This is a genomic window from Serratia sp. NPDC078593 (assembly GCF_050268245.1).
Lineage (GTDB): Bacteria > Pseudomonadota > Gammaproteobacteria > Enterobacterales > Enterobacteriaceae > JBNNGK01.
On sequence record NZ_JBNNGK010000004.1, the window covers coordinates 183,264 to 204,347 of the forward strand.

Below are 21,084 nucleotides of genomic sequence, written 5' to 3' on the forward strand. Positions count from 1 at the left end.
TCACCCCCGCTTACGGCATTAGCGCACCTGTGGCTCACTGTCGCGATAACGCCGGTGCTGGTGTTCAAACCAGCTTGCGGGCACATTGTGCGGCGGCAAGCGCAGTGCCGCCAACCCGTGCTCGACGATGTGGTTTGCCTCGTGCCAGAGCGTGTTATCGCCTTCGGTGAGGACGTCGAGCAACCGTTGTTTTTCGACCAGATAGGTGCGCGCGAAGTGGCTGTCGTAGCTTAATAGCGAGCGGGTATTGTCGATCATATCCGCCAGTTTGATGGTTTTTGCCTGCGGTGAGGCGTTAGCGCTATGTTGACGATCGCGGTTTTTCCGCTCAAAACGGTTACCCTCACCCTTTTTGCTGACGTTAGTCAGCATCGCGACTAACTCTGCCACCGGGTGACCAAAATGACGTTCAATGTCGGTTAGCGTGGTTGGCGTGTCTTCCACCGTATCATGTAGCCAGGCAGCCGCCAGCATTGCTTCGGTGTGCGGGACACTGCGCACGATCTCCATGACCGCTTGCGGGTGGACGATATAAGGTGCGTGGGTGTATTTACGGCGCTGATCGATGGCCGCGTGCGCCTTGGTGGCGTAGCGACGTGCACGTTCTACCAGTATGGTCGTCATATCCTTTTCTCCTTAAGGCACCTTCCTCTCTAAAAAATAGCACAGTGTTTAAAAACTAGCTTGCTATAACATCGTGCGCTATCTATATTGAGGTCATGAAAAGTCAACAACCCACTTCACTCAACGAAAAAAACAGGCTGCTGCTCGATCAGCAGATGTGTTTTGCTCTGTATTCAACCAATTTGGCGCTGCACAAGGTGTATCGCAAGTTGCTAAATCAGCTCGATCTGACCTATCCGCAATATTTGGTGATGCTGGTGCTGTGGGAAAGGGATGAAATCACGGTTTCGGCCATCGGCGAGCGTTTGTTTCTGGATTCTGCCACCCTGACGCCGCTGTTAAAGCGGATGGAAGCGTCCGGTTTGTTGCTGCGTTCCCGTGCCATCAATGATGAACGGCAGGTCATTGTTGCGTTGACCGATGCGGGCCGCCTTTTGCGCGATAAAGCGCAATCGGTGCCGGAAGCGGTGATGTGCGCGACGGAGTGCAGCCTGGACGAAGTGAAGAATATAAAGCAGCAACTCGAAAGCTTGCGTGACAGGTTGATCAAGCAGATTTGATGTTGCACGAGATGGCGAAGCGTCAATCCTCGACTACACTGAAAGTGACTAATATATAGTGTACGATTTAATCGTGTTAAACTTAATGGCAGTGGCGAGGAAGCTCTTTTCACCGCCGTTGCTCTCCAACTCGACAGAAGGAAACAAGAATGTCTATTGAGAAAGTAGTTTACCGTGCTCATGCAAAAGCGACCGGTGGCCGTGATGGCCGTGCGACCTCATCCGACGGCGTGTTGGACGTAAAACTCGGCGTACCAAAAGAAATGGGTGGCGCAGGTGGTGAAGTGACTAACCCAGAACAGCTGTTTGCCGCGGGTTATTCCGCCTGCTTCCTGGGTGCGTTGAAGTTTGTCGCAGCGAAAGAGCACGTTAAGATCCCCGCGGAAGCCGCGATCGAAGGCACTGTCGGCATTGGTGAAATACCTAATGGGTTTGGCATTGAAGTGCAATTAGACATCAGCCTGCCGGGTATTGAGCGCAGTGTGGCAGAGGATTTGGTCAAGAAAGCCCATGTAGTATGCCCTTATTCCAACGCCACCCGTGGCAATATTGATGTCACGCTGAACGTGAAGTAAGCGACATATTCAACCGTAGCGGAGGGGAAACCCTCCTTTTTCCTGCCTGAAAATTCTCCTGCCTAATGCACAAAAGCGGCAATAAATGCCTATTTTGTGATAATTTACTTGCTTCTTGAGCTAAAAATAGCGCTTATTGCCGCTCGGCTGAACCTGCCAACGTATTGAGTGTCTGACTGTTTCAGAACTGTTAAAAATCCCCCCGGAGCCACCGTTTTAGATGAACAAAGTAAAATCGCTATCGCAGCAGAATTTATCGTTATTGTTAGCGATCTATATCGGCATATTTCTCAACCTTTCCGTTTTTTATCGTCGTTTTGATTCATTTGCGCACGGCATTCAGGGGATTAAGGTCATTTCAGCCGTGACAGAAGTGGTCGCCATCGTGCTCTTTACCTTCTTCATTATGCGGCTGGTGTCGCTTGGCGGGCGGTTGTTTTACCGTATCGTCGCCTCGTTGCTGGTGCTGATCTCCGTTGCCGCCAGTTACTATATGACGTTCTTCAACGTGGTGATCGGCTACGGTATTGTGGTGTCGGTTATGACTACCGATATTGACTTGTCGAAAGAGGTGGTCGGCCTGCACTTTGCCGTGTGGATGGTGGTGGTCAGCGCGTTGCCGCTGCTGCTTATTTGGCAGAACAACCTGCGTAATACGTTGCTCGAGCAGCTCAAAACGCCCGGCCAGCGCGTCAAGCCGTTGTTGATTATGTTAGCGGTGATAGCGTTGGTATGGCTGCCGCTGCGGACGCTGGACAAAGAGCAGAGTGCACAGGAAAAGATCACCAACATCGATTTGCCCAGCTACGGCGGCGTGGTGGCTCACTCCTACCTGCCGTCCAACTGGATTTCGGCGCTGGGGCTGTTTGCCTATACCCGCTACGATGAAAGCCTGGACGCGGCCAATCTGTTTGATCCGGCAAAAAACTTTACCTATGTTGCACCGCCGGGCATCGATGATACCTATGTGGTGTTTATCATCGGTGAAACCACCCGTTGGGATCACATGGGCATACTGGGCTATAGCCGCGATACTACGCCGAAGCTGTCGAAAGAGAAGAATCTGGTGGCGTTTCGGGGGGAGTCCTGCGATACCTCGACCAAGCTGTCGCTACGCTGCATGTTCGTGCGTGAAGGCGGGACAGCCGATAACCCGCAGCGTACGCTGAAAGAGCAGAACATATTTGCGGTGCTGAAAGAGTTGGGCTTTACCTCTGAGCTGTTTGCCATGCAGAGTGAAGTGTGGTTCTACAACAATACCGAAGTGAATAATTACTCTTTCCGCGAGATGATTGCCTCGGAAAAGCGCAATGACGGAAAATCGGTGGATGACATGCTATTAGTGAATGAGATGAAGGAGTCACTGAAGCGTTATCCGCAAGGTAAGCATTTGGTCATTTTGCACACTAAAGGCTCGCATTATCTGTATTCGCAGCGCTATCCGCGCGAATATGCCCGCTATCAACCAGAGTGCATGGGCGTGGATGATTCTTGTTCTAAAGAACACTTGATCAACGCGTTCGACAATACGGTGCTGTATACCGACACCTTTATCGATAAAGTGATCGATCAGGTGCGTGATAAGAAAGCGATAGTGTTTTATGCCTCCGATCATGGTGAATCGATCGGTGAGAACTCGCATCTGCACGGTACACCGCGTGAAATGGCACCGCCGGAGCAGTTCCGCGTGCCGATGATTGTGTGGGCTTCCGATAAGTATCTGGAAGAGGCCAACCACCGCAGTGCCTTTGAACAATTGCAGGCGCAACAGCGCATTGGCAAAACCCACCGCCATGTGGAACTGTTTGACACCATTTTGGGCTGTTTGGGTTATACCTCCCCGGATGGTGGCATCGTTGCTAAGAATAACTGGTGTAACAACCCGCAGGTTGCGCCATTATCCGCCAAAGCTGCGCCTTTACCCTCCGCGCCGACCACATCGGCAGTGTCCAAGCCATAATGCGAGAAGGGTGTTGATGGCGTAGATTTGCCATGTTGCGAATCTACGCCCGACGCGAACCACCACATTATCGGTAATCTGGCCGGGCGCATCGCGCCCGGTTTGGTTTAATACATTCCCCCTGTCAATTAATCTGGCTCACGCTTACGGTATACTTGCGTCTTTCCCCCTTAATGCGGAGCTTTCCATGACCTTGCGCGTGGCGTTTATTGACGATCATGACATTGTGCGATCGGGCTTTGTACAACTGCTGTCGTTAGAGGCCGATATTCAGGTGGTCGGTGAATTCAGTAGCGCAGCACAGGCGCGGGCATCGCTGCCGGGGCTAGAAGCGGAAATCTGTATCTGCGATATTTCCATGCCGGATGGCAGCGGGTTGGATTTACTGGCGGATATTCCGTCCGGAATTCGGGTCGTCATGCTGTCGATGCATGATAATCCAGCGCTGGTGGAACTGGCGCTGTCGCGCGGTGCCAGCGGTTTTTTGTCCAAACGCTGCAAGCCGGAAGATTTGATCACGGCGGTACGCACCGTGGCTGCTGGCGGGGTGTATTTGATGCCGGAAATTGCCCAGCAATTGGCACGGATTAATCAGGATCCATTGACTCGACGCGAGCGCGAAATCGCTTTATTGCTGGCGCAGGGTCTTGACGTGCGTAGCATTGCCGCAGAACTGGGTCTTTCACCGAAAACCGTTCATGTGCATCGCGCTAACCTGTTCGCTAAGTTGGGCATTAATAACAACGTCGAGCTGGCGAAACGGATGCTGAATCTGTGATTACTACCCTTGCGCTGTTTTTTATCTATGCGACCAGCGCTTTTTGTCTGTGGGGGATCGGCACTGCGTTGATCGACCCGCCGTGGCAGGCGATGCTGCTGTTTCCATTCGGATTACGGATGGGGATCTTGCTGCAAAGCCCGTATCGTTTTTGGCCGGGAATCGTACTGGGCGATGTTTTGCTGATGCTCTTACTGGCGGATCAGTTTGGTTACGGCCCGGCGCTGTGGGCGTCGTTGTTGGTGCTGGTGCTGACGTTGTTGCTTAGTTCTTGGGCCTCACCGTGGTTGTTGCGCCATCAGCAAAGCGACAGCGAATGGCGCTGGCCGTTGTTGCAAGGCGCAGTGGTGGCTGCCGCCGCGCTGGTGCAAGCGGCGGTGTGGCAAGTGATCAACGGTGATGGTGCGAGGGTGTTGTTGCTGGGATTAGCGGGCGGTTTCACGATTGCGCCAACCTGTCTGTTGCTGTGGCACTATCTGGCGCGTCAGATCTGGGTGCCGCTTGAACCGGGACTGATTCATAAACCCATTAGGTTACGCCTGCGCCACCTGGCCAGTTATGTCCTGTTATTCGCGCTGAGTATCTGGTTGCAACAGCAAGTGAATGTCGGCGAGCTAAGGCGTTTTGCTCCCTTTTGTCTGGCGATCCCGATTGTGTTTATGGCTTATCGCTATGGCTGGCAGGGGGCGCTATTGGCAACCTTGCTCAATGGGGTGGTGCTGGTGGCCGGTGAGCCACCGACGCCCGACGCTCATCGTGACCTGTTGCTGTCACTGTTGGCACAAAGCCTGACCGGTTTGTTGTTGGGGGCTGGCATACAGCGCCAGCGCGAACTGAATCAGCAATTGCGGCGGCGATTAAGCGAAAACCGGCAGTTGGCACGGGCACTGGTCACCACCGAAGAGCAAACCCGGCGTGCGGTGGCGCGTGAGTTGCATGATGAAGTGGGGCAGACGATCACGGTGATCCGCACGCAGGCCAGCATCATCAAACGGTTGGCACCGCAGCCAGCGGTCTTGACCAGCGCTGATGCCATTGATGCGCTGGCGTTGCGGGTGTATGACGGGGTGCATGACGTTTTGACGCAGTTGTGGCCGGCGGCTCTGAATAATCTACCGCTGTCGGCCGCGGTGGCGGCGCTGCTGCGTGAATTGTTGCCGCAAGACGACTCGATGATTGGCAGTATGCAGTGGCAGATCCCTGATACATTGCTGGACGAAACGTTGAAAATCACGCTGTACCGCGTTTGCCAAGAGGGGGTGACCAATGCCTGTCGTCACGCGCAGGCCAGCCGGATTGATGTCGATGCACGCTTGCGTGATGCCAGCGGCTTGCCGCAGATACACCTGACGCTGCGCGATAATGGTATTGGCATCGATATGGCGCAGCATGTGCCCGGTTATGGCCTGCGTGGCATGCGCGAGCGTATCAGCGCGTTGGGGGGGCAGTTGCATTTGACGGTGGATAACGGCACCTGTCTCACTGTGATCTTACCCACAGTTTCAGCACCAATCTGCCAAAACTAGGAAATTGTCTTAGGCCGGTAGGGAATCCGGCTTAGCGTAATTCTGAGTACGCGCAGCAATATAGCGGCACTTATCATAAAACGCTGAGGTTTCCATGTGGTCTTTCCTTAAAAGCCGCTCAGACGCGCCGCAGGTGGCCGATCAACAACAGATCGATGCCAGCTATAAATATTGGCGTGTCCAACTGATGTGCACCATGTACATCGGTTACGCGGCATTTTACTTCACCCGTAAAAGTTTCAATTTCATCATGCCAGCGATGCTTAGCGATCTGGGTCTGACCATGTCTGACGTCGGTATCCTCGGCACGCTATTTTACATCACTTACGGTTGTTCGAAGTTTATTTCCGGGATGATCAGCGATCGTTCTAATCCTCGCTATTTCATGGGGTTAGGATTAATCATGACCGGCGTGCTGAACATTTTCTTCGGTTTAAGTTCATCGTTGCTGATGTTGGGTACCTTGTGGATCCTCAATGCCTTCTTCCAGGGCTGGGGTTGGCCGCCGTGTTCTAAAATCCTGACCAGTTGGTATTCGCGTTCGGAGCGCGGCGGCTGGTGGGCAATTTGGAACACCTCGCACAACGTGGGCGGCGCGTTGATCCCGCTGCTGGTTGGTTTTATCTCGCTGCATTTCAGTTGGCGCTACGGCATGATTATTCCTGGCATTATCGGCGTCGTGTTGGGGGTGGTGATGTGCTGGCGTCTGCGTGACAAGCCTTCGACCATGGGGTTACCAAGCGTGGGGAAATGGCGTAACGACGCGATGGAATTAGTGCAGGAATCCGAAGGCCAGGGTCTGACGAACCGCCAAATCATCAAGCGTTACGTGTTAACCAACAAGTATATCTGGCTGTTGGCGGTATCTTACGTGCTGGTATACATCGTGCGTACCGCGATTAACGATTGGGGGAACCTGTATTTGACGCAGGAAAAGGGCTATTCGTTGATGACCGCGAACTCAGCCATTTCGCTGTTTGAAGTGGGGGGCTTCATCGGTTCGCTCGTCGCCGGTTGGGGTTCCGATAAGCTGTTCCGTGGCAACCGGGGGCCGATGAATTTGATCTTCGCTATCGGGATATTCTTGTCGGTTGCTGCTTTGTGGATCATGCCGGGTATCACCTATCTGCTGCAGGCGGCCTGTTTCTTCGCGATTGGTTTCTTTATTTTTGGCCCTCAGATGTTGATTGGTATGGCCGCAGCGGAGTGCTCGCATAAAGACGCGGCGGGCGCAGCCACCGGCTTTGTCGGCTTGTTCGCTTATCTGGGCGCAGCGCTATCTGGCTACCCAATTGCCCGAGTGATGGAAGTCTGGCATTGGAATGGTTTCTTCGTGGTGATCTCGATTGCGGCCTGCTTGTCTGCGCTGTTCCTGCTGCCGTTTTTGCGCGCTCAGTCACCGAAGCTAAAAACAGCCGAAGTATGATGTTTAATGGCAAACGCTGCCTGTTTCTTAGCTAATCCGCCGTTTTTATCAGCACTTGGAGTAGGGATATGAAAAAGTGATTGACGCTCTGGTTCGCCAGAAGTAAGATGCGCCCCGCATCGGCGAGTAGCGCAGCTTGGTAGCGCAACTGGTTTGGGACCAGTGGGTCGGAGGTTCGAATCCTCTCTCGCCGACCACTTTCAAGAAAACCTGCTTTTTAGCAGGTTTTTTTACGTCTGGAGTTTACGTAGAGGCGTGGCATGCCGCGCCCGCAGCAGCCTCGGCGGTTAAATGCAGGCCGGGCATGCCCGGCCACTACGAACGTTGTGATTGCTGGCATCGTGCCCATATTGTCCCCGGCCTCCATCGCAGGGGCGTGGCACGCCGCGCCCGTCAGCAGCCTCGGCGGTTAAATACAGGCCGGGCATGCCCGGCCACTACGAACGTTGTGATTGCTGGCATCGTGCCCATATTGCCACCGAGCTCCATCGTAGGGGCGTGGCACGCCGCGCCCGTCAGCAGCCTCGGCGGTTAAATATAGGCCGGGCGTGCCCGGCCACTACGATTGAGGTTATACCGTGCGGTATGTCGATGTCCGGCTATGACGAACGCAATGCCCATATTGTCCCCGGACTCCATCGTAGGGGCGTGGCACGCCGCGCCCGCAGCAGCATCGGCGGTTAAATGCAGGCCGGGCATGCCCGGCCACTACGCACAGTGCGGCCTCCGGTGTTAGCTGGCATCGTCTGTCAATGAACGTGAATTGCACCTGACCATAATGTCCCCGATTCCATCGTAGGGGCGTGGCACGCCGCGCCCGTCAGCAGCCTCAGCGGTTAAATATAGGCCGGGCATGCCCGGCCACTACGCACAGTGCGGCCTCCGGTGTTAGCTGGCATCGTCTGTCACTGAACGTGAATTGCACCTGCCCATATTGTCCCCGGCCTCCATCGTAGGGGCGTGGCACGCCGCGCCCGCAGCAGCCTCGGCGGTTAAATGCAGGCCGGGCATGCCCGGCCACGACGAACGTTGTGATTGCTGGCATCGTCTGTCACTGAACGTGAATTGCACCTGCCCATATTGTCCCCGGACTCCATCGTAGGGGCGTGGCATGCCGCGCCCGCAGCAGCATCGGCGGTTAAATATAGGCCGGGCATGCCCGGCCACTACGGTTGATGTCATATCGTGTGACATGCCGGTATCTGGCCACGAAAATATTCATTACAGGGTTATAATATATTCACTTTATATATTTACTGTGGGATGGTGAAGGTGAATTAAATAAAATTCATCCTATGTCGATAAAAGCCGATTGATAGCGCTATTGTATTAATTTTTCCTTTATCTATAGTCTGTGTATGCGCCGTTGAATTATTTATCTTCGGCGTGTATTAAGTCTATTTATTTTTGATAACTTTAATTATTTCATGATTATTGCGAGATCGTTCGCCAATAGACAATGGAATTAAAGTTTAATTTTATCCTCTCGGAATTAAAGGAATCAGTTATGCGCAAATTCAATAAACCATTGTTAGCGTTGTTGATCGGCAGTACGTTGTGTTCTGCGGCGCAAGCCGCGCCACCGGGGAAACCTACCATCGCTTGGGGCGATACCAAGTTCGCCATTATTGAAGTCGATCAGGCTGCGACGGCTTATAATAATCTGGTGACCATTAAAGATGCGGCTGACGTAGCCGTCTCTTGGAATTTATGGAATGGCGATACGGGAAGTACGGCAAAAGTATTATTAGATGGCAAAGAAGTGTGGACCGGACCATCAACCGGCGCGTCTGGCACGGCGAACTTTAAAGTTGATAAAGGCGGCCGTTATCAAATGCAGGTCGCATTATGTAATGCCGACGGTTGTACTCTCAGTGATGCCAAAGAAATCGTGGTGGCGGATACCGATGGTAGCCACTTGGCGCCGCTAAAAGAACCCTTATTGGAAAAGAACAAACCGTTTAAACAAGATTCAGGCAAAGTCGTCGGCTCATATTTTGTTGAGTGGGGCGTTTACGGCCGTAATTTCACCGTGGATAAAATGCCAGCGCAAAACCTGACCCATGTGTTGTACGGATTTATTCCGATCTGTGGCGGCGATGGTATCAATGACAGTCTGAAAGAAATTGAAGGCAGTTTCCAGGCGCTACAACGTTCTTGCCAAGGGCGGGAGGACTTCAAGGTGTCGATTCACGATCCGTTCGCGGCACTGCAGAAATCGCAAAAGGGTGTCACGGCATGGGATGAACCGTACAAAGGCAACTTTGGTCAATTAATGGCGTTGAAGCAGGCACAGCCCGATCTGAAAATTCTGCCATCGATCGGCGGCTGGACGTTGTCCGACCCGTTCTTCTTCATGGGCGATAAAGTGAAGCGCGACCGTTTTGTGGCGTCGGTGAAAGAATTCCTGCAAACCTGGAAGTTCTTTGACGGTGTGGATATCGACTGGGAATTCCCCGGCGGGAAAGGCGCTAACCCGAACCTCGGTAGTGCTGAAGATGGCGAAACCTACGTCCAACTGATGAAAGAGCTGCGCATTATGTTGGATGAACTGTCGCAGGAAACCGGCAAGCAGTATGAGCTGACCTCTGCGATCAGTGCTGGTAAGGACAAAATCGACGCAGTCGATTACAACGTGGCACAAAACTACATGGATCACATTTTCCTGATGAGCTATGACTTCTATGGCGCATTTGATCTGAACAATCTGGGTCATCAGACCGCGTTGAAAGCCCCGGCGTGGAAACCCGACACGGCTTACACCACCGTGAATGGCGTCAATGCGTTACTGAGCCAGGGCGTCAAGCCGGGTAAAATCGTGGTTGGCGCGGCCAAGTACGGCCGTGGTTGGACCGGTGTGAATGGCTATCAAGACAACAATCCGTTTACCGGTACGGCGACAGGCCCGGTTAAAGGAACCTGGGAAAATGGCATTGTGGATTATCGTCAGATCGCTAATGAATATATGAGCGGTGAATGGCAATACCACTATGACGCCACGGCTGAGGCTCCTTACGTCTTTAAACCGTCGACCGGCGATTTGATCACCTTTGATGATCCGCGTTCGGTGCAGGCTAAAGGTCAATACGTATTGGATAATCAACTGGGTGGGCTGTTCTCTTGGGAAATTGATGCTGACAACGGCGACATTCTCAACAGCATGAACCGTAGTTTGGGTAACACCAGTTCGGCGCAGTAATCACCTTCTCGCCACTTAAGAGGGTTAGCTGCTCACCACGCCGGGAGATAACGTTGTCTCCCGGCGTTTAACTGGGTGAAAGTTTTTTTACGTCACATAGATTGTCATCGGTGTGCGATCAAACTGCGCACATTTGGCTCACTCTTTCGAGTAAGTACGCAGCATTTCATCCTGTCTTTAACGGCGATCACAAAAATAACCGTTCAGATATTCATCATACAGCAACAAACTTTTTTAGTTTTTTATCGGAATTTAACGCCAGCTTGTCCGATTGACGAAGTGTATTGCGCTGACCTTTGGCCTATAGCATAAGTTTTCATGCTGCAAACGTTAAAAAAAGGTTTTTTTTATGTTTGTTTGCTGTTTCTCACAGACTGCGTAAAACCCCATTGGTTATATTGACGCCACCCCAAACAGTTGGCAATTTGTTACCCTCAGGGGTTAGCGCGCAAGCTGTTTGAGTGAATTCCACGCGCTCAAACGCCTACCCAAGGATGCGTTCCATCCGGTTTTTCGCGCCTTAACCCTTTCTGCCTTCGGGCAACCGCCGTACAGACCGCGCAATAAAAAATATAGGGTCTGACGGAAATACCCCCTGAGACTTCACGCTGCAGGAACGCGGCCACCTCACTTTCTCGTGCGCTTACATCAGTAAGTTGCTGGAGGAGCAAGGGCAGCCATGAAACGTAACGTGAAGGATAACGGGGTGACACACACCACATCACACAATGGAGCACTCACGATGACACATTCGTTGGGTAAATCGGGGATTCTGAAGTTCGGTATTGGGCTGGTCGCGCTGACCATTGCGGCTAGCGTACAGGCAAAAACGTTGGTTTACTGCTCTGAAGGTTCGCCTGAAGGCTTTAACCCGCAACTGTTCACCTCTGGCACCACCTACGATGCCAGTTCCGTGCCAATTTACAACCGTCTGGTCGAATTCAAAACGGGCACCACCGAATTAGAGCCGGGTCTGGCAGAGAAGTGGGATGTCAGCGAAGACGGTAAAACCTATACCTTCCATCTGCGCAAAGGCGTGAAGTGGCAGACGACCAAAGGTTTCAAACCCACGCGTGATTTCAACGCTGACGACGTCGTGTACTCTTTCGAACGTCAGTTGGATCCTAAACATCCGTACCATAAAGTCTCTGGTGGTAGCTATGAGTACTTCCAAGGGATGGGGATGCAGGATCTGATCGCCAAGGTCGAAAAAGTGGACGATAACACTGTGCGTTTCATCTTGACCCGCCCGGAAGCGCCGTTTCTGGCTGACTTAGGGATGGATTTTGCTTCTATCTTGTCGGCGGAATATGCCGATAACATGATGAAAGCCGGTACGCCAGAAAACGTCGATCTAAACCCGGTCGGCACCGGACCATTCCAACTGCTGCAATACCAAAAAGATTCCAAAATTCTCTACAAAGCGTTTGACGGTTACTGGGGCACCAAGCCGAAAATCGATCGCTTAGTGTTCTCCATCACACCAGACGCGTCGGTGCGATACGCGAAGCTGCAGAAAAATGAGTGTCAGATTATGCCGTACCCGAACCCGGCTGACATTGCTCGCATGAAGCAGGATAAGGACATTACGCTGCTGGAACAGCCTGGTCTGAACATCGGCTATCTGGCGTTCAACGTTGAGAAAAAGCCGCTGGATAATCTGAAAGTGCGTCAGGCACTGACGATGTCGGTGAACAAATCCGCGATTATTGATGCGGTGTATCAGGGCGCGGGGCAGACCGCGAAAAACCTGATCCCACCGACCATGTGGAGCTACAACGACGCGATCAAAGATTATGCCTACGATCCTGCGAAAGCGAAGGAACTGCTGAAAGAAGCCGGTATGCCGGAGGGCTTCACCATTGATTTATGGGCGATGCCGGTACAGCGACCGTACAACCCGAACGCGCGCCGTATGGCTGAGATGATCCAGTCTGACTGGGCGAAGATTGGCGTGAAGGCCAAAATTGTGACCTATGAGTGGGGTGAATATCTCAAGCGCGCTAAAGATGGCGAGCACCAGACGGTAATGATGGGCTGGACCGGGGATAATGGGGATCCAGACAACTTCTTCGCCACGCTGTTTAGCTGTGCGGCGGCGAAAGACGGTTCTAACTACTCCCGCTGGTGTGATAAGCCGTTTGAAGCGTTGATTCAGCCGGCGCGTGCCGAAGCCGATCACAACAAACGCATCGAGCTTTACAAACAAGCACAGGTGGTGATGCATGAGCAGGCTCCGGCGCTGATTATTGCTCACTCCACCGTCTATGAGCCGGTGCGTAAAGAAGTCAAAGGCTATGTTGTCGATCCGCTGGGCAAGCATCACTTTGATAAGGTATCAATCGACTGAGGATTAACCTGATGGCGAGGTTACGGTCGAACAGGGGCGGTGTCCCTTGATAACTATCAACAGTATGTGAGCGTTAATAAGCCCGGTGGCCTATGAGCTGCCGGGCATTCAGGCGAGCTATATTTTAAGCAGTATGCGCGTTGGTTATTCCCTCTCCTTGATGGCTCGCTGTCTGTGCCGCCGGGAGCGTTGGGTCTTATCAGGCTCATCTGGCGGGTTTGCCAGTGCGCTGCAACTTGAATGATTGAGCACAATTACAGAGAGTTCGGGATATGTTGCAGTTCATACTCCGACGTTTGGGGTTAGTTATCCCAACGTTTATCGGCATTACTTTGCTGACTTTTGCATTCGTCCATATGATCCCCGGTGACCCGGTGACCATCATGGCCGGGGAACGCGGGATTTCCGCAGAGCGCCATGCCCAGATCATGGCTGAGATGGGGCTGGATAAACCGCTCTATCAACAATACTTCACTTATGTTAACAACGTGCTGCATGGTGATTTGGGTACCTCACTCAAAAGCCGTATCTCCGTTTGGGATGAATTCGTTCCACGCTTTAAAGCGACGCTGGAGCTGGGCATTTGCGCCATGCTGTTCGCGGTGCTGGTCGGCATTCCGGTCGGGGTACTGGCGGCGGTGCGGCGCGGTTCCATCTTTGACCACACGGCGGTCGGTATTTCCCTGACCGGTTATTCGATGCCGATCTTCTGGTGGGGCATGATGCTGATCATGCTGGTGTCGGTGCAGCTCGATTTGACGCCGGTATCCGGGCGCATCAGCGATACGATTTTCCTCGATGATACTTTGCCGCTTACCGGCTTCATGCTGATCGATACCCTGCTGTGGGGCGAATCCGGTGATTTCCTGGATGCGGTAATGCACATGATTTTGCCTGCCATTGTGCTGGGCACCATCCCGTTGGCGGTGATCGTGCGTATGACCCGTTCCTCGATGCTGGAAGTGTTGGGCGAAGATTATATTCGTACCGCACGCGCCAAGGGCGTGAGCCGGATGCGGGTCATCGTGGTACACGCGCTGCGTAATGCCCTGTTGCCCGTGGTGACGGTGATCGGCTTGCAGGTCGGCACGATGCTGGCGGGCGCGATTCTGACCGAGACTATCTTCTCCTGGCCGGGCCTTGGGCGGTGGTTGATGGATGCATTGCAGCGCCGTGACTATCCGGTGGTGCAAGGTGGTGTGCTGTTGGTCGCCTGTATGATCATTTTGGTTAACCTGCTGGTAGATGTGCTCTACGGTGTGGTCAACCCACGTATTCGACACAAGAAATAAGGGGCGCCCAATGACTCATGTTACCGAGCCGGTTGTGACCGGCGCGCCGAAGCCAATGACGCCGTTTCAGGAGTTTTGGCATTATTTCAAGCGCAATAAAGGGGCCGTGGTCGGCCTGGTTTATATCATTCTGATGTTTGTGATCGCCATTGGTGCTGGTTTCCTGGCACCGCATGCGCCGGCGGAGCAGTTCCGTGATGCGTTGCTCAAACCGCCGGTATGGCAAGAGGGGGGCAGTTGGCAATACATTCTTGGCACTGATGATGTGGGGCGCGACGTGCTGTCACGGCTGATGTACGGTGCCCGGCTGTCGCTGTTGGTCGGCTGTCTGGTGGTGGTGCTGTCGTTGATCATGGGGGTGATTTTTGGTCTGCTCGCCGGCTATTTCGGCGGCGTGGTCGATGCCATCATCATGCGCGTTGTTGATATTATGCTGGCGTTACCCAGCCTGCTGCTGGCGTTAGTGCTGGTGGCGGTGTTTGGGCCGTCGATCGTTAACGCGTCGCTGGCGCTGACATTTGTTGCCTTGCCGCACTATGTGCGTTTGACCCGTGCGGCGGTGTTGGTCGAGGTGAATCGCGATTACGTCACCGCCTCACGCGTGGCGGGCGCAGGGGCGATGCGCCAAATGTTTGTCAACATTCTGCCTAACTGCCTGGCACCGCTGATCGTGCAGGCCTCGCTGGGTTTCTCGAACGCCATTCTCGATATGGCCGCGCTGGGTTTTCTCGGTATGGGGGCGCAACCGCCCACGCCAGAATGGGGCACAATGCTCTCCGACGTGTTGCAATTCGCGCAAAGCGCCTGGTGGGTAGTGACCTTCCCCGGCGTGGCGATTTTGCTGACGGTGCTGGCGTTTAACCTGATGGGGGACGGCCTGCGTGATGCTCTCGACCCCAAACTCAAGCAGTAACTGAGGAACGGATCATGGCATTATTGAATGTAGACAAGCTTTCGGTGCACTTTGGTGACGAAGGCACACCGTTTCGCGCGGTCGATCGCATCAGTTACCGCGTGGAACAAGGGCAGGTCGTCGGCATTGTCGGCGAATCCGGCTCGGGTAAATCGGTCAGTTCGCTGGCCATCATGGGGTTGATTGATTTCCCTGGCAAAGTGATGGCCGACAAGTTGGAGTTCAACGGGCAGGATCTGCGTAAGCTCTCCGAGAAAGAGCGTCGCCAATTAGTCGGTTCAGAAGTGGCGATGATTTTTCAGGATCCGATGACCAGCCTAAACCCGTGTTACACCGTCGGTTATCAGATTATGGAAGCGCTGAAGGTGCATCAGGGGGGCAATCGCCGTACCCGTCGCCAGCGCGCCATCGATTTGTTGAATCAGGTAGGGATCCCCGATCCGGCTTCGCGGTTAGACGTTTACCCGCACCAGCTTTCTGGCGGTATGAGCCAGCGCGTGATGATCGCCATGGCGATTGCCTGTCGCCCTAAGTTATTGATTGCCGATGAGCCGACCACCGCGCTCGACGTGACGATTCAGGCGCAGATCATTGAACTGCTGTTGGAGTTACAACAGCGGGAGAACATGGCGCTGTTGCTGATTACCCACGATCTGGCGTTGGTGGCTGAAGCGGCGCATCAGATTATCGTGATGTATGCCGGGCAGGTGGTGGAGTCAGGCAAAGCCGAGGAAATTTTCCGCGCGCCGCGCCATCCCTATACCCAAGCTTTGTTACGAGCCTTGCCAGAGTTCGCCGCCGATAAGGCGCGTTTGGCATCATTGCCGGGTGTGGTGCCCGGTAAGTACGACCGGCCTAGCGGCTGCTTGCTCAACCCGCGCTGCCCGTATGCCACCGAACGCTGTCGTCATGAGGAGCCAGAGTTGCGTAGCATTCCTGGCCGTCAGGTTAAATGTCACACACCGCTGGATGATGCGGGGAGGCCGACCGTATGAGCCAGAAACAACCTTTATTACAGGCTATCGACCTGAAAAAACACTACCCGGTCAAAAAAGGGCTGTTCACGCCGGAGCGGGTGGTCAAAGCGCTGGACGGCGTTTCGTTTACCCTTGAGCGTGGCAAAACCTTGGCGGTGGTGGGTGAGTCGGGCTGCGGTAAATCGACGCTGGGCCGCCTGTTGACGATGATCGAAGTGCCGACCGGCGGTGAGCTGTATTATCAGGGGCAAGACCTGCTGAAGCCGGATGTGACGGCGGAAAAACTGCGTCGCCAGAAGATCCAAATCGTTTTCCAGAATCCTTATGGATCGCTGAATCCGCGCAAAAAGGTCGGGCAGATCCTCGAGGAGCCTTTGTTGATCAACACCCCGCTGAGCAGCGCGGAACGGCGCGAGAAAGCGTTGGCGATGATGGCGAAGGTCGGGTTAAAGACCGAGCACTACGACCGTTATCCACATATGTTCTCAGGCGGTCAACGCCAGCGTATCGCTATTGCGCGCGGGTTGATGCTCAACCCAGATGTGGTGATCGCCGATGAGCCGGTATCGGCGCTTGACGTGTCGGTGCGTGCTCAGGTGCTCAACCTGATGATGGATTTGCAACAGGAGCTTGGCCTGTCATACGTGTTCATTTCACACGATTTGTCGGTGGTTGAGCACATCGCTGATGAAGTGATGGTGATGTACCTTGGTCGCTGTGTGGAGAAGGGCAGTAAGGAGGCGATCTTCAACAACCCGCGTCATCCTTACACGCAGGCGCTACTATCGGCTACGCCGCGTCTGAACCCGGATATGCGACGCGAACGTATTAAGCTGACGGGCGAATTGCCAAGCCCGATGAACCCGCCGCCGGGCTGTGCGTTTAATGCGCGTTGTCGCCGTGCTTTTGGTCTGTGTAGCCAGTTGCAACCGAAATTGCAGCAATACGGTGAGCAACAGGTCGCCTGTTTTGCCGTTGATCAAGACGAAAAAGAAGCGCAAAGCGCGTAGCGCGATCAGACTGCTGACAAAGCCCGTTATTAGGGAAAGCGTGGCGGTGGGGTCGTCGTGGTGTAAGCCATCGGAGTGCCCCTCGCTACGCTAGGCCCGGGTATCTCGGGCCATCAGGCGACTTCGTCATCAAGTGCAAAGCGCGATGGGTTTTTAACAACGGATGTGTCCAAATGCCAGTCAGTTATTCCGGACTGGCATTTTTATAAGAATAAAATGAAATGATAAACAGGCTAATAATATTGTTATTCACTCATCACATGTTTATTGAAAACGATTATTCTAAAAATAATCTCGATATTAGCGACGTTAAATGAAACGGGCACCTGATTAGGTGCCCGTTTTAATACTGCCGATTATTGTGGATACGGAACCCAATCTCCGCCATTTAATCGGATATACGATTTCCCCTGATATGGCATCACAATGGCGTTATCGTTTTCCGAAATCGCGGCGGTTTGCGGCAGACCCTGAGTCAGCGTTTGCCAATCAACGCTGGGGGTAGTGAAAACCTTACCGTCTACCAGCCGGGCAACCAACTCTGAGACGGCCAGATAGCTGCTTGGGGCGTTAATTTGCAGTGGGCTACCGGAGTGTGGCGCTTGCATGCCAACCAGTTTGATGCCGACCGGAATATGGGTAATGCTTGGGCTGGGGATATCGCGCAGGCCAGACATCTGCATTTTATCACCCGCCAATGCCGCTCCGTGCTCCGGTACAATCACCACCATGACGTGACGCCCTGAGCTCTCCAGTTCGTCGAGGAAGGTGTTCAACTGATCGAACAGTATCTTCGCTCGCGCCGGATAGTCGGCCGATGTTTTCGAGCCGACAAATCGGTTACCGTCATGCAGTGGAATAAGATTGAAGAAGGTCGCGCTGCGGCTGTCTTCGGCCTTTTTACGCTGTTCCAGCCAGCGATTGAGCAAGGCCAGATCGTTGAAAATCGGCTCGCCGTCAAACGAGGCTAACTCATTGCGAATACCGGCTTGCGACATCAGCGGTGCCTGTATATCCCCCTGTTCACGCAGCTCTTTGAGATAATTACCGAACACGCCGGAGTGATCCATCATCAACTGTTCTTTAAAGCCCAGTTTTGCCAGGTTATCAAACAGATAACACTGTTGATTCACCGGTTGATACAGATCGCGGTGTGAGGATTGGCCGCAGCTGGCGCGCAGCAAACGAATCGACGCCGGGCCGCTGTAGGCGGTGGCCGAGTTGAAGTTGTCGAACATGATATCCATCTTGGCCCACAGTGGATGATTTTCCAGCTTGGACGCCTCGATATCCGACCAAGCGAGCGAGCAGATGTTGATCACTAACAGGTCAAAGGGTTGGGCATCCGCGGGCAGCGCCGCCGGGAATGCGGTGATACGGTTTTTCTCTTGCTGGTAGAACTGGTTCAGATAGGCGGTCAGGTTCGCATTGGTCGGCGGGGCATCCGTCGCGGGCAGAGCGCCGCTGGCTGCGTTGCCCGGCTGCGGCGCGGGTGTGGGCTCAGCCGGTGCCGTGGTGTTGGCGCTGGGTAACAGCGAGAATGCCGGGCCGCTGACCGCCAGCACGTTGAGCCACACCAGCGCGGCGACGGTAAAGGCTGTAACCCGCACCCATTGTGCCAGGAACAGGTAAGCTACCAGTATCACGAAGGCGGCCCCTAACATCTGCCAGTTGATAAAGCGGTTAAGCAACTCGAGCAGATATTCGGCGCTAAAGCCGGTTAATTGCGAACCTTGGCTAAGAATACTGTTGATTCCGGGTAACCAGGTATCGTGATAAAACAGCGCGAAACCGATGGGAATGGCTATCCAGTGCCGCCAGCGATGCAAGCGTAGCGAGGGGATCGGCATCAGCAGAAACGCCATAAATACCAGGTTAGCCAGCGGGTGGAAATTCAGGTAGCCAAACCACAGTAGAGCGAACTTTGCCAGAAAGTAAACATTCCAACCGCCCAGTCCACGCCAGTAGCGCCAGAGCGCGTTATCGGTTTGCGTTTTGTTATTGTTCATGGTTATTTCTTACGCTTAATCTGAGAAGTGGAGCCGTCGCGCCGCCAGAGCCCGGTGAACCTTAAATAGCGTGGTGATAGCACCGCATTTTGCCAATGTTTGCGCCAGTGTGGGAATCGACAATGCAGGGCGTACCCTAGCGGAATAAAAATAATTGCGCATAGCATGACCAATTGCACAATATCGGTCAGGTTCATCATGCCAGTCTCTCCTGAACGCCGCTCAACAAACTGAGTGCCACCGGTTCGCAACGTGCTGGTGGGCTGTCTTCGGCGACGTGAGTGGCCTTGTTGGCCACCAGTGCAGTTTCGTGTTGCGCAGAGATGATGCTGGCGTCGTGCGTCAGCTGCTTAATTTCTGCCATGATGTCAACGTCTTGATGCCACACCAATTGATTGCTGAAGGCTTCGGTCACCGGCAGGCGGAAGATATGCGCCAGCGCGGTGTCCAGGTCGTTGATGCGACAGGTGGAGAGAAACAGGAACAGTCGCCCTTGCTCTACGGTCATCACATCGCCGAAACGTCGCATATGGCACAGCGTCATGGCTTGCTCGGCACGCAGGCCGGGTGCTGGGCGAAGCGCGACCATCACACCTTTGCCGTCTTCCGGCAACAGCATGTTGTTCATTAACGACAGTACCGCGTGGTTAAACGCATCGGGCTTCAGGTAGCCTTTGAGCTGTAACGGCCGCAGGCCGGCCAGTAGCGTGTCGATATCGGCAGGAACATGGCGCGAGAAGCGTTGCCCTTGAATGCCTTCCAGCATGGTCAGAAAGCGTGACAGCGGTGCGACATGGGGCACGATCAGATTCGCACCGCAGGCCAGCAATAGGCGCTCATCGCTGTAACGCAGGCTGGCGTCCATTTCACGCACCACAATTTTTAACCCGTTACCCCGGTTGCGGCGCAAGCTGTGTATTTGGTGCGCTAGCGCATCGATTTGATCGCTTTGATACAACGAAAAAATCAGCGTTGCTGATACGGTCTGCATACCGTGCTGCGTCAGTAGCGCGTTGTTTTCCAACAGTTGCCAGTTGGCCGACAGCGGTGGCGCGCCTTCCAGAATACTGTGTTCCGCCAGATAAAGATGTGCATCATTGTGGGCGGTGGTCAGTAACGATTTCTTACCATCATCTTCATTTTGCCAGCCGTGCTCAGCGGCATACAGCGTCAGCAACTGATTGGCGTTAATGCTGTTTTCCGTGCTCCACCAGTTAATCAGATATTGCGCGCTGTCCTGCTGCCATTGCAGGTTGGCTAAGCCATTGAGCAGCCGGTGCTGGTTGCTCAGTTGGCCGCGCAGCTTGTTTACGCCGCTGCCGTGACTGAAGATCACTAACGTGCAGCGTTGCTGGCGCAACCAGTTGCCGGTCGCCTTCATCCAGCGCTGGATTTCTTCACGGGTAAAGGTTTGCCACAGGCTAGCCGGGGCCAGCAGGATTAACAGACGATTTTGCGGTTTGAGTGCGCGCATCAGGTCGTCGCTGAAATGCAGCAAGGCGGCCCTTTTTTCCGGCAAGGTGTAGAGTGGGAATTTTTTCAGCGCCGGGGCGGCGAGTTCATTCAACATGCTCTCGGGCTTATCACCGCAGCAAATCAACGCCACCTTGTGCGTGTCGGATTGGGCGGAGATCATTTGCCGACACAGCAAATTAGCATCTATTTGGCGATCGATATTAACCCAATAGAAACCCGGGGATTGCATGACAGAAAGTTCTTCCCGAACCTGTCGAATTCCTAATGAGAAAGCGTGCGCCATAGATTTGTTCTACTTTCGTTGAAATTACTGCGAGCCAACGTCTGGAAACTGGATTTAGTGAATAGACAATTGTAACATTGCCATTAGCAATAACAAATATCCAAAGCTGTGTAATAATATCCATTA

At 53.6% G+C, this 21,084-nt stretch carries 16 protein-coding genes and 1 tRNA gene; 13 read left to right on the forward strand and 4 right to left on the reverse strand.

Going from position 1 to position 21,084, the window contains the following annotated elements:
• Positions 1-18: 18 nt before the first annotated feature.
• Positions 19-624, reverse strand: a complete 606-nt coding sequence (locus ACQKDS_RS06540; RefSeq protein ID WP_399667564.1) for an HD domain-containing protein — start codon at positions 622-624, stop codon at positions 19-21.
• Between the two features lie 95 nt (positions 625-719).
• Between ACQKDS_RS06540 and ACQKDS_RS06545 the strand changes: the two genes are divergently transcribed.
• From ACQKDS_RS06545 to dppF, 13 genes are all read left to right on the forward strand, one after another.
• A complete protein-coding gene (locus ACQKDS_RS06545; RefSeq protein WP_399667567.1) occupies positions 720-1,184 on the forward strand; it encodes a MarR family winged helix-turn-helix transcriptional regulator in 465 nt (154 codons plus the stop codon).
• Between the two features lie 149 nt (positions 1,185-1,333).
• Positions 1,334-1,759: an organic hydroperoxide resistance protein gene (locus ACQKDS_RS06550; RefSeq protein WP_399667569.1), complete on the forward strand. Its 426-nt coding sequence runs from the start codon at positions 1,334-1,336 to the stop codon at positions 1,757-1,759.
• Positions 1,760-1,979: 220 nt separating this feature from the next.
• Entirely contained in the window at positions 1,980-3,719 is a 1,740-nt protein-coding gene (eptB, locus tag ACQKDS_RS06555; protein WP_399667572.1) for a kdo(2)-lipid A phosphoethanolamine 7''-transferase, read from the forward strand.
• Between the two features lie 187 nt (positions 3,720-3,906).
• Entirely contained in the window at positions 3,907-4,497 is a 591-nt protein-coding gene (uhpA, locus tag ACQKDS_RS06560; protein WP_399667575.1) for a transcriptional regulator UhpA, read from the forward strand.
• Entirely contained in the window at positions 4,494-6,023 is a 1,530-nt protein-coding gene (uhpB, locus tag ACQKDS_RS06565; RefSeq protein ID WP_399667578.1) for a signal transduction histidine-protein kinase/phosphatase UhpB, read from the forward strand. The genes uhpA and uhpB overlap by 4 nt, the downstream gene beginning before the upstream one ends.
• Before the next feature lie 94 nt (positions 6,024-6,117).
• Positions 6,118-7,449, forward strand: coding sequence for an MFS transporter (locus tag ACQKDS_RS06570; RefSeq protein ID WP_399667580.1), 1,332 nt, complete (start codon positions 6,118-6,120; stop codon positions 7,447-7,449).
• Positions 7,450-7,569: 120 nt separating this feature from the next.
• Positions 7,570-7,646, forward strand: a tRNA-Pro gene (locus ACQKDS_RS06575).
• A gap of 1,310 nt (positions 7,647-8,956) precedes the next feature.
• Positions 8,957-10,648, forward strand: coding sequence for a glycosyl hydrolase family 18 protein (locus ACQKDS_RS06580; RefSeq protein ID WP_399667582.1), 1,692 nt, complete (start codon positions 8,957-8,959; stop codon positions 10,646-10,648).
• A gap of 742 nt (positions 10,649-11,390) precedes the next feature.
• Positions 11,391-12,998 (forward strand): dipeptide ABC transporter periplasmic-binding protein DppA, encoded by a 1,608-nt coding sequence (gene dppA / locus ACQKDS_RS06585; protein WP_399667584.1) that lies wholly within the window; start codon positions 11,391-11,393, stop codon positions 12,996-12,998.
• Between the two features lie 272 nt (positions 12,999-13,270).
• Positions 13,271-14,290 (forward strand): dipeptide ABC transporter permease DppB, encoded by a 1,020-nt coding sequence (dppB, locus tag ACQKDS_RS06590; protein WP_399667586.1) that lies wholly within the window; start codon positions 13,271-13,273, stop codon positions 14,288-14,290.
• Between the two features lie 10 nt (positions 14,291-14,300).
• On the forward strand, positions 14,301-15,203 hold the full coding sequence (gene dppC / locus ACQKDS_RS06595) for a dipeptide ABC transporter permease DppC (RefSeq protein WP_399667588.1): 903 nt from the start codon (positions 14,301-14,303) through the stop codon (positions 15,201-15,203).
• 14 nt (positions 15,204-15,217) lie between these two features.
• Complete coding sequence (gene dppD / locus ACQKDS_RS06600; RefSeq protein WP_399667591.1) at positions 15,218-16,198, forward strand: dipeptide ABC transporter ATP-binding protein; 981 nt, start codon at positions 15,218-15,220, stop codon at positions 16,196-16,198.
• A complete protein-coding gene (gene dppF, locus ACQKDS_RS06605) occupies positions 16,195-17,190 on the forward strand; it encodes a dipeptide ABC transporter ATP-binding subunit DppF (RefSeq protein WP_399667594.1) in 996 nt (331 codons plus the stop codon). The genes dppD and dppF overlap by 4 nt, the downstream gene beginning before the upstream one ends.
• A gap of 356 nt (positions 17,191-17,546) precedes the next feature.
• On the opposite strand, the gene bcsG is transcribed toward dppF, so the two are convergent.
• The 3 genes from bcsG to bcsE are packed head-to-tail and all read right to left on the reverse strand — an operon-like array spanning position 17,547 to position 20,958.
• Positions 17,547-19,199, reverse strand: a complete 1,653-nt coding sequence (bcsG, locus tag ACQKDS_RS06610) for a cellulose biosynthesis protein BcsG (protein WP_399667597.1) — start codon at positions 19,197-19,199, stop codon at positions 17,547-17,549.
• A gap of 2 nt (positions 19,200-19,201) precedes the next feature.
• The gene (bcsF, locus tag ACQKDS_RS06615) at positions 19,202-19,399 is read right to left on the reverse strand and encodes a cellulose biosynthesis protein BcsF (protein WP_399667601.1); all 198 of its coding nucleotides are present in this window, start codon (positions 19,397-19,399) and stop codon (positions 19,202-19,204) included.
• Complete coding sequence (gene bcsE / locus ACQKDS_RS06620; protein ID WP_399667604.1) at positions 19,396-20,958, reverse strand: cellulose biosynthesis protein BcsE; 1,563 nt, start codon at positions 20,956-20,958, stop codon at positions 19,396-19,398. The genes bcsF and bcsE overlap by 4 nt, the downstream gene beginning before the upstream one ends.
• Positions 20,959-21,084 lie beyond the last annotated feature (126 nt).

Coding starts and splice junctions, on each gene's coding strand:
- ACQKDS_RS06540 (WP_399667564.1), bottom strand. CDS start 624: ATGACGACCATACTGGTAGAACGTGCACGTCGCTACGCCACCAAGGCG.
- ACQKDS_RS06545 (WP_399667567.1), top strand. CDS start 720: ATGAAAAGTCAACAACCCACTTCACTCAACGAAAAAAACAGGCTGCTG.
- ACQKDS_RS06550 (WP_399667569.1), top strand. CDS start 1,334: ATGTCTATTGAGAAAGTAGTTTACCGTGCTCATGCAAAAGCGACCGGT.
- eptB (WP_399667572.1), top strand. CDS start 1,980: ATGAACAAAGTAAAATCGCTATCGCAGCAGAATTTATCGTTATTGTTA.
- uhpA (WP_399667575.1), top strand. CDS start 3,907: ATGACCTTGCGCGTGGCGTTTATTGACGATCATGACATTGTGCGATCG.
- ACQKDS_RS06570 (WP_399667580.1), top strand. CDS start 6,118: ATGTGGTCTTTCCTTAAAAGCCGCTCAGACGCGCCGCAGGTGGCCGAT.
- ACQKDS_RS06580 (WP_399667582.1), top strand. CDS start 8,957: ATGCGCAAATTCAATAAACCATTGTTAGCGTTGTTGATCGGCAGTACG.
- dppA (WP_399667584.1), top strand. CDS start 11,391: ATGACACATTCGTTGGGTAAATCGGGGATTCTGAAGTTCGGTATTGGG.
- dppB (WP_399667586.1), top strand. CDS start 13,271: ATGTTGCAGTTCATACTCCGACGTTTGGGGTTAGTTATCCCAACGTTT.
- dppC (WP_399667588.1), top strand. CDS start 14,301: ATGACTCATGTTACCGAGCCGGTTGTGACCGGCGCGCCGAAGCCAATG.
- dppD (WP_399667591.1), top strand. CDS start 15,218: ATGGCATTATTGAATGTAGACAAGCTTTCGGTGCACTTTGGTGACGAA.
- dppF (WP_399667594.1), top strand. CDS start 16,195: ATGAGCCAGAAACAACCTTTATTACAGGCTATCGACCTGAAAAAACAC.
- bcsG (WP_399667597.1), bottom strand. CDS start 19,199: ATGAACAATAACAAAACGCAAACCGATAACGCGCTCTGGCGCTACTGG.
- bcsF (WP_399667601.1), bottom strand. CDS start 19,399: ATGATGAACCTGACCGATATTGTGCAATTGGTCATGCTATGCGCAATT.
- bcsE (WP_399667604.1), bottom strand. CDS start 20,958: ATGGCGCACGCTTTCTCATTAGGAATTCGACAGGTTCGGGAAGAACTT.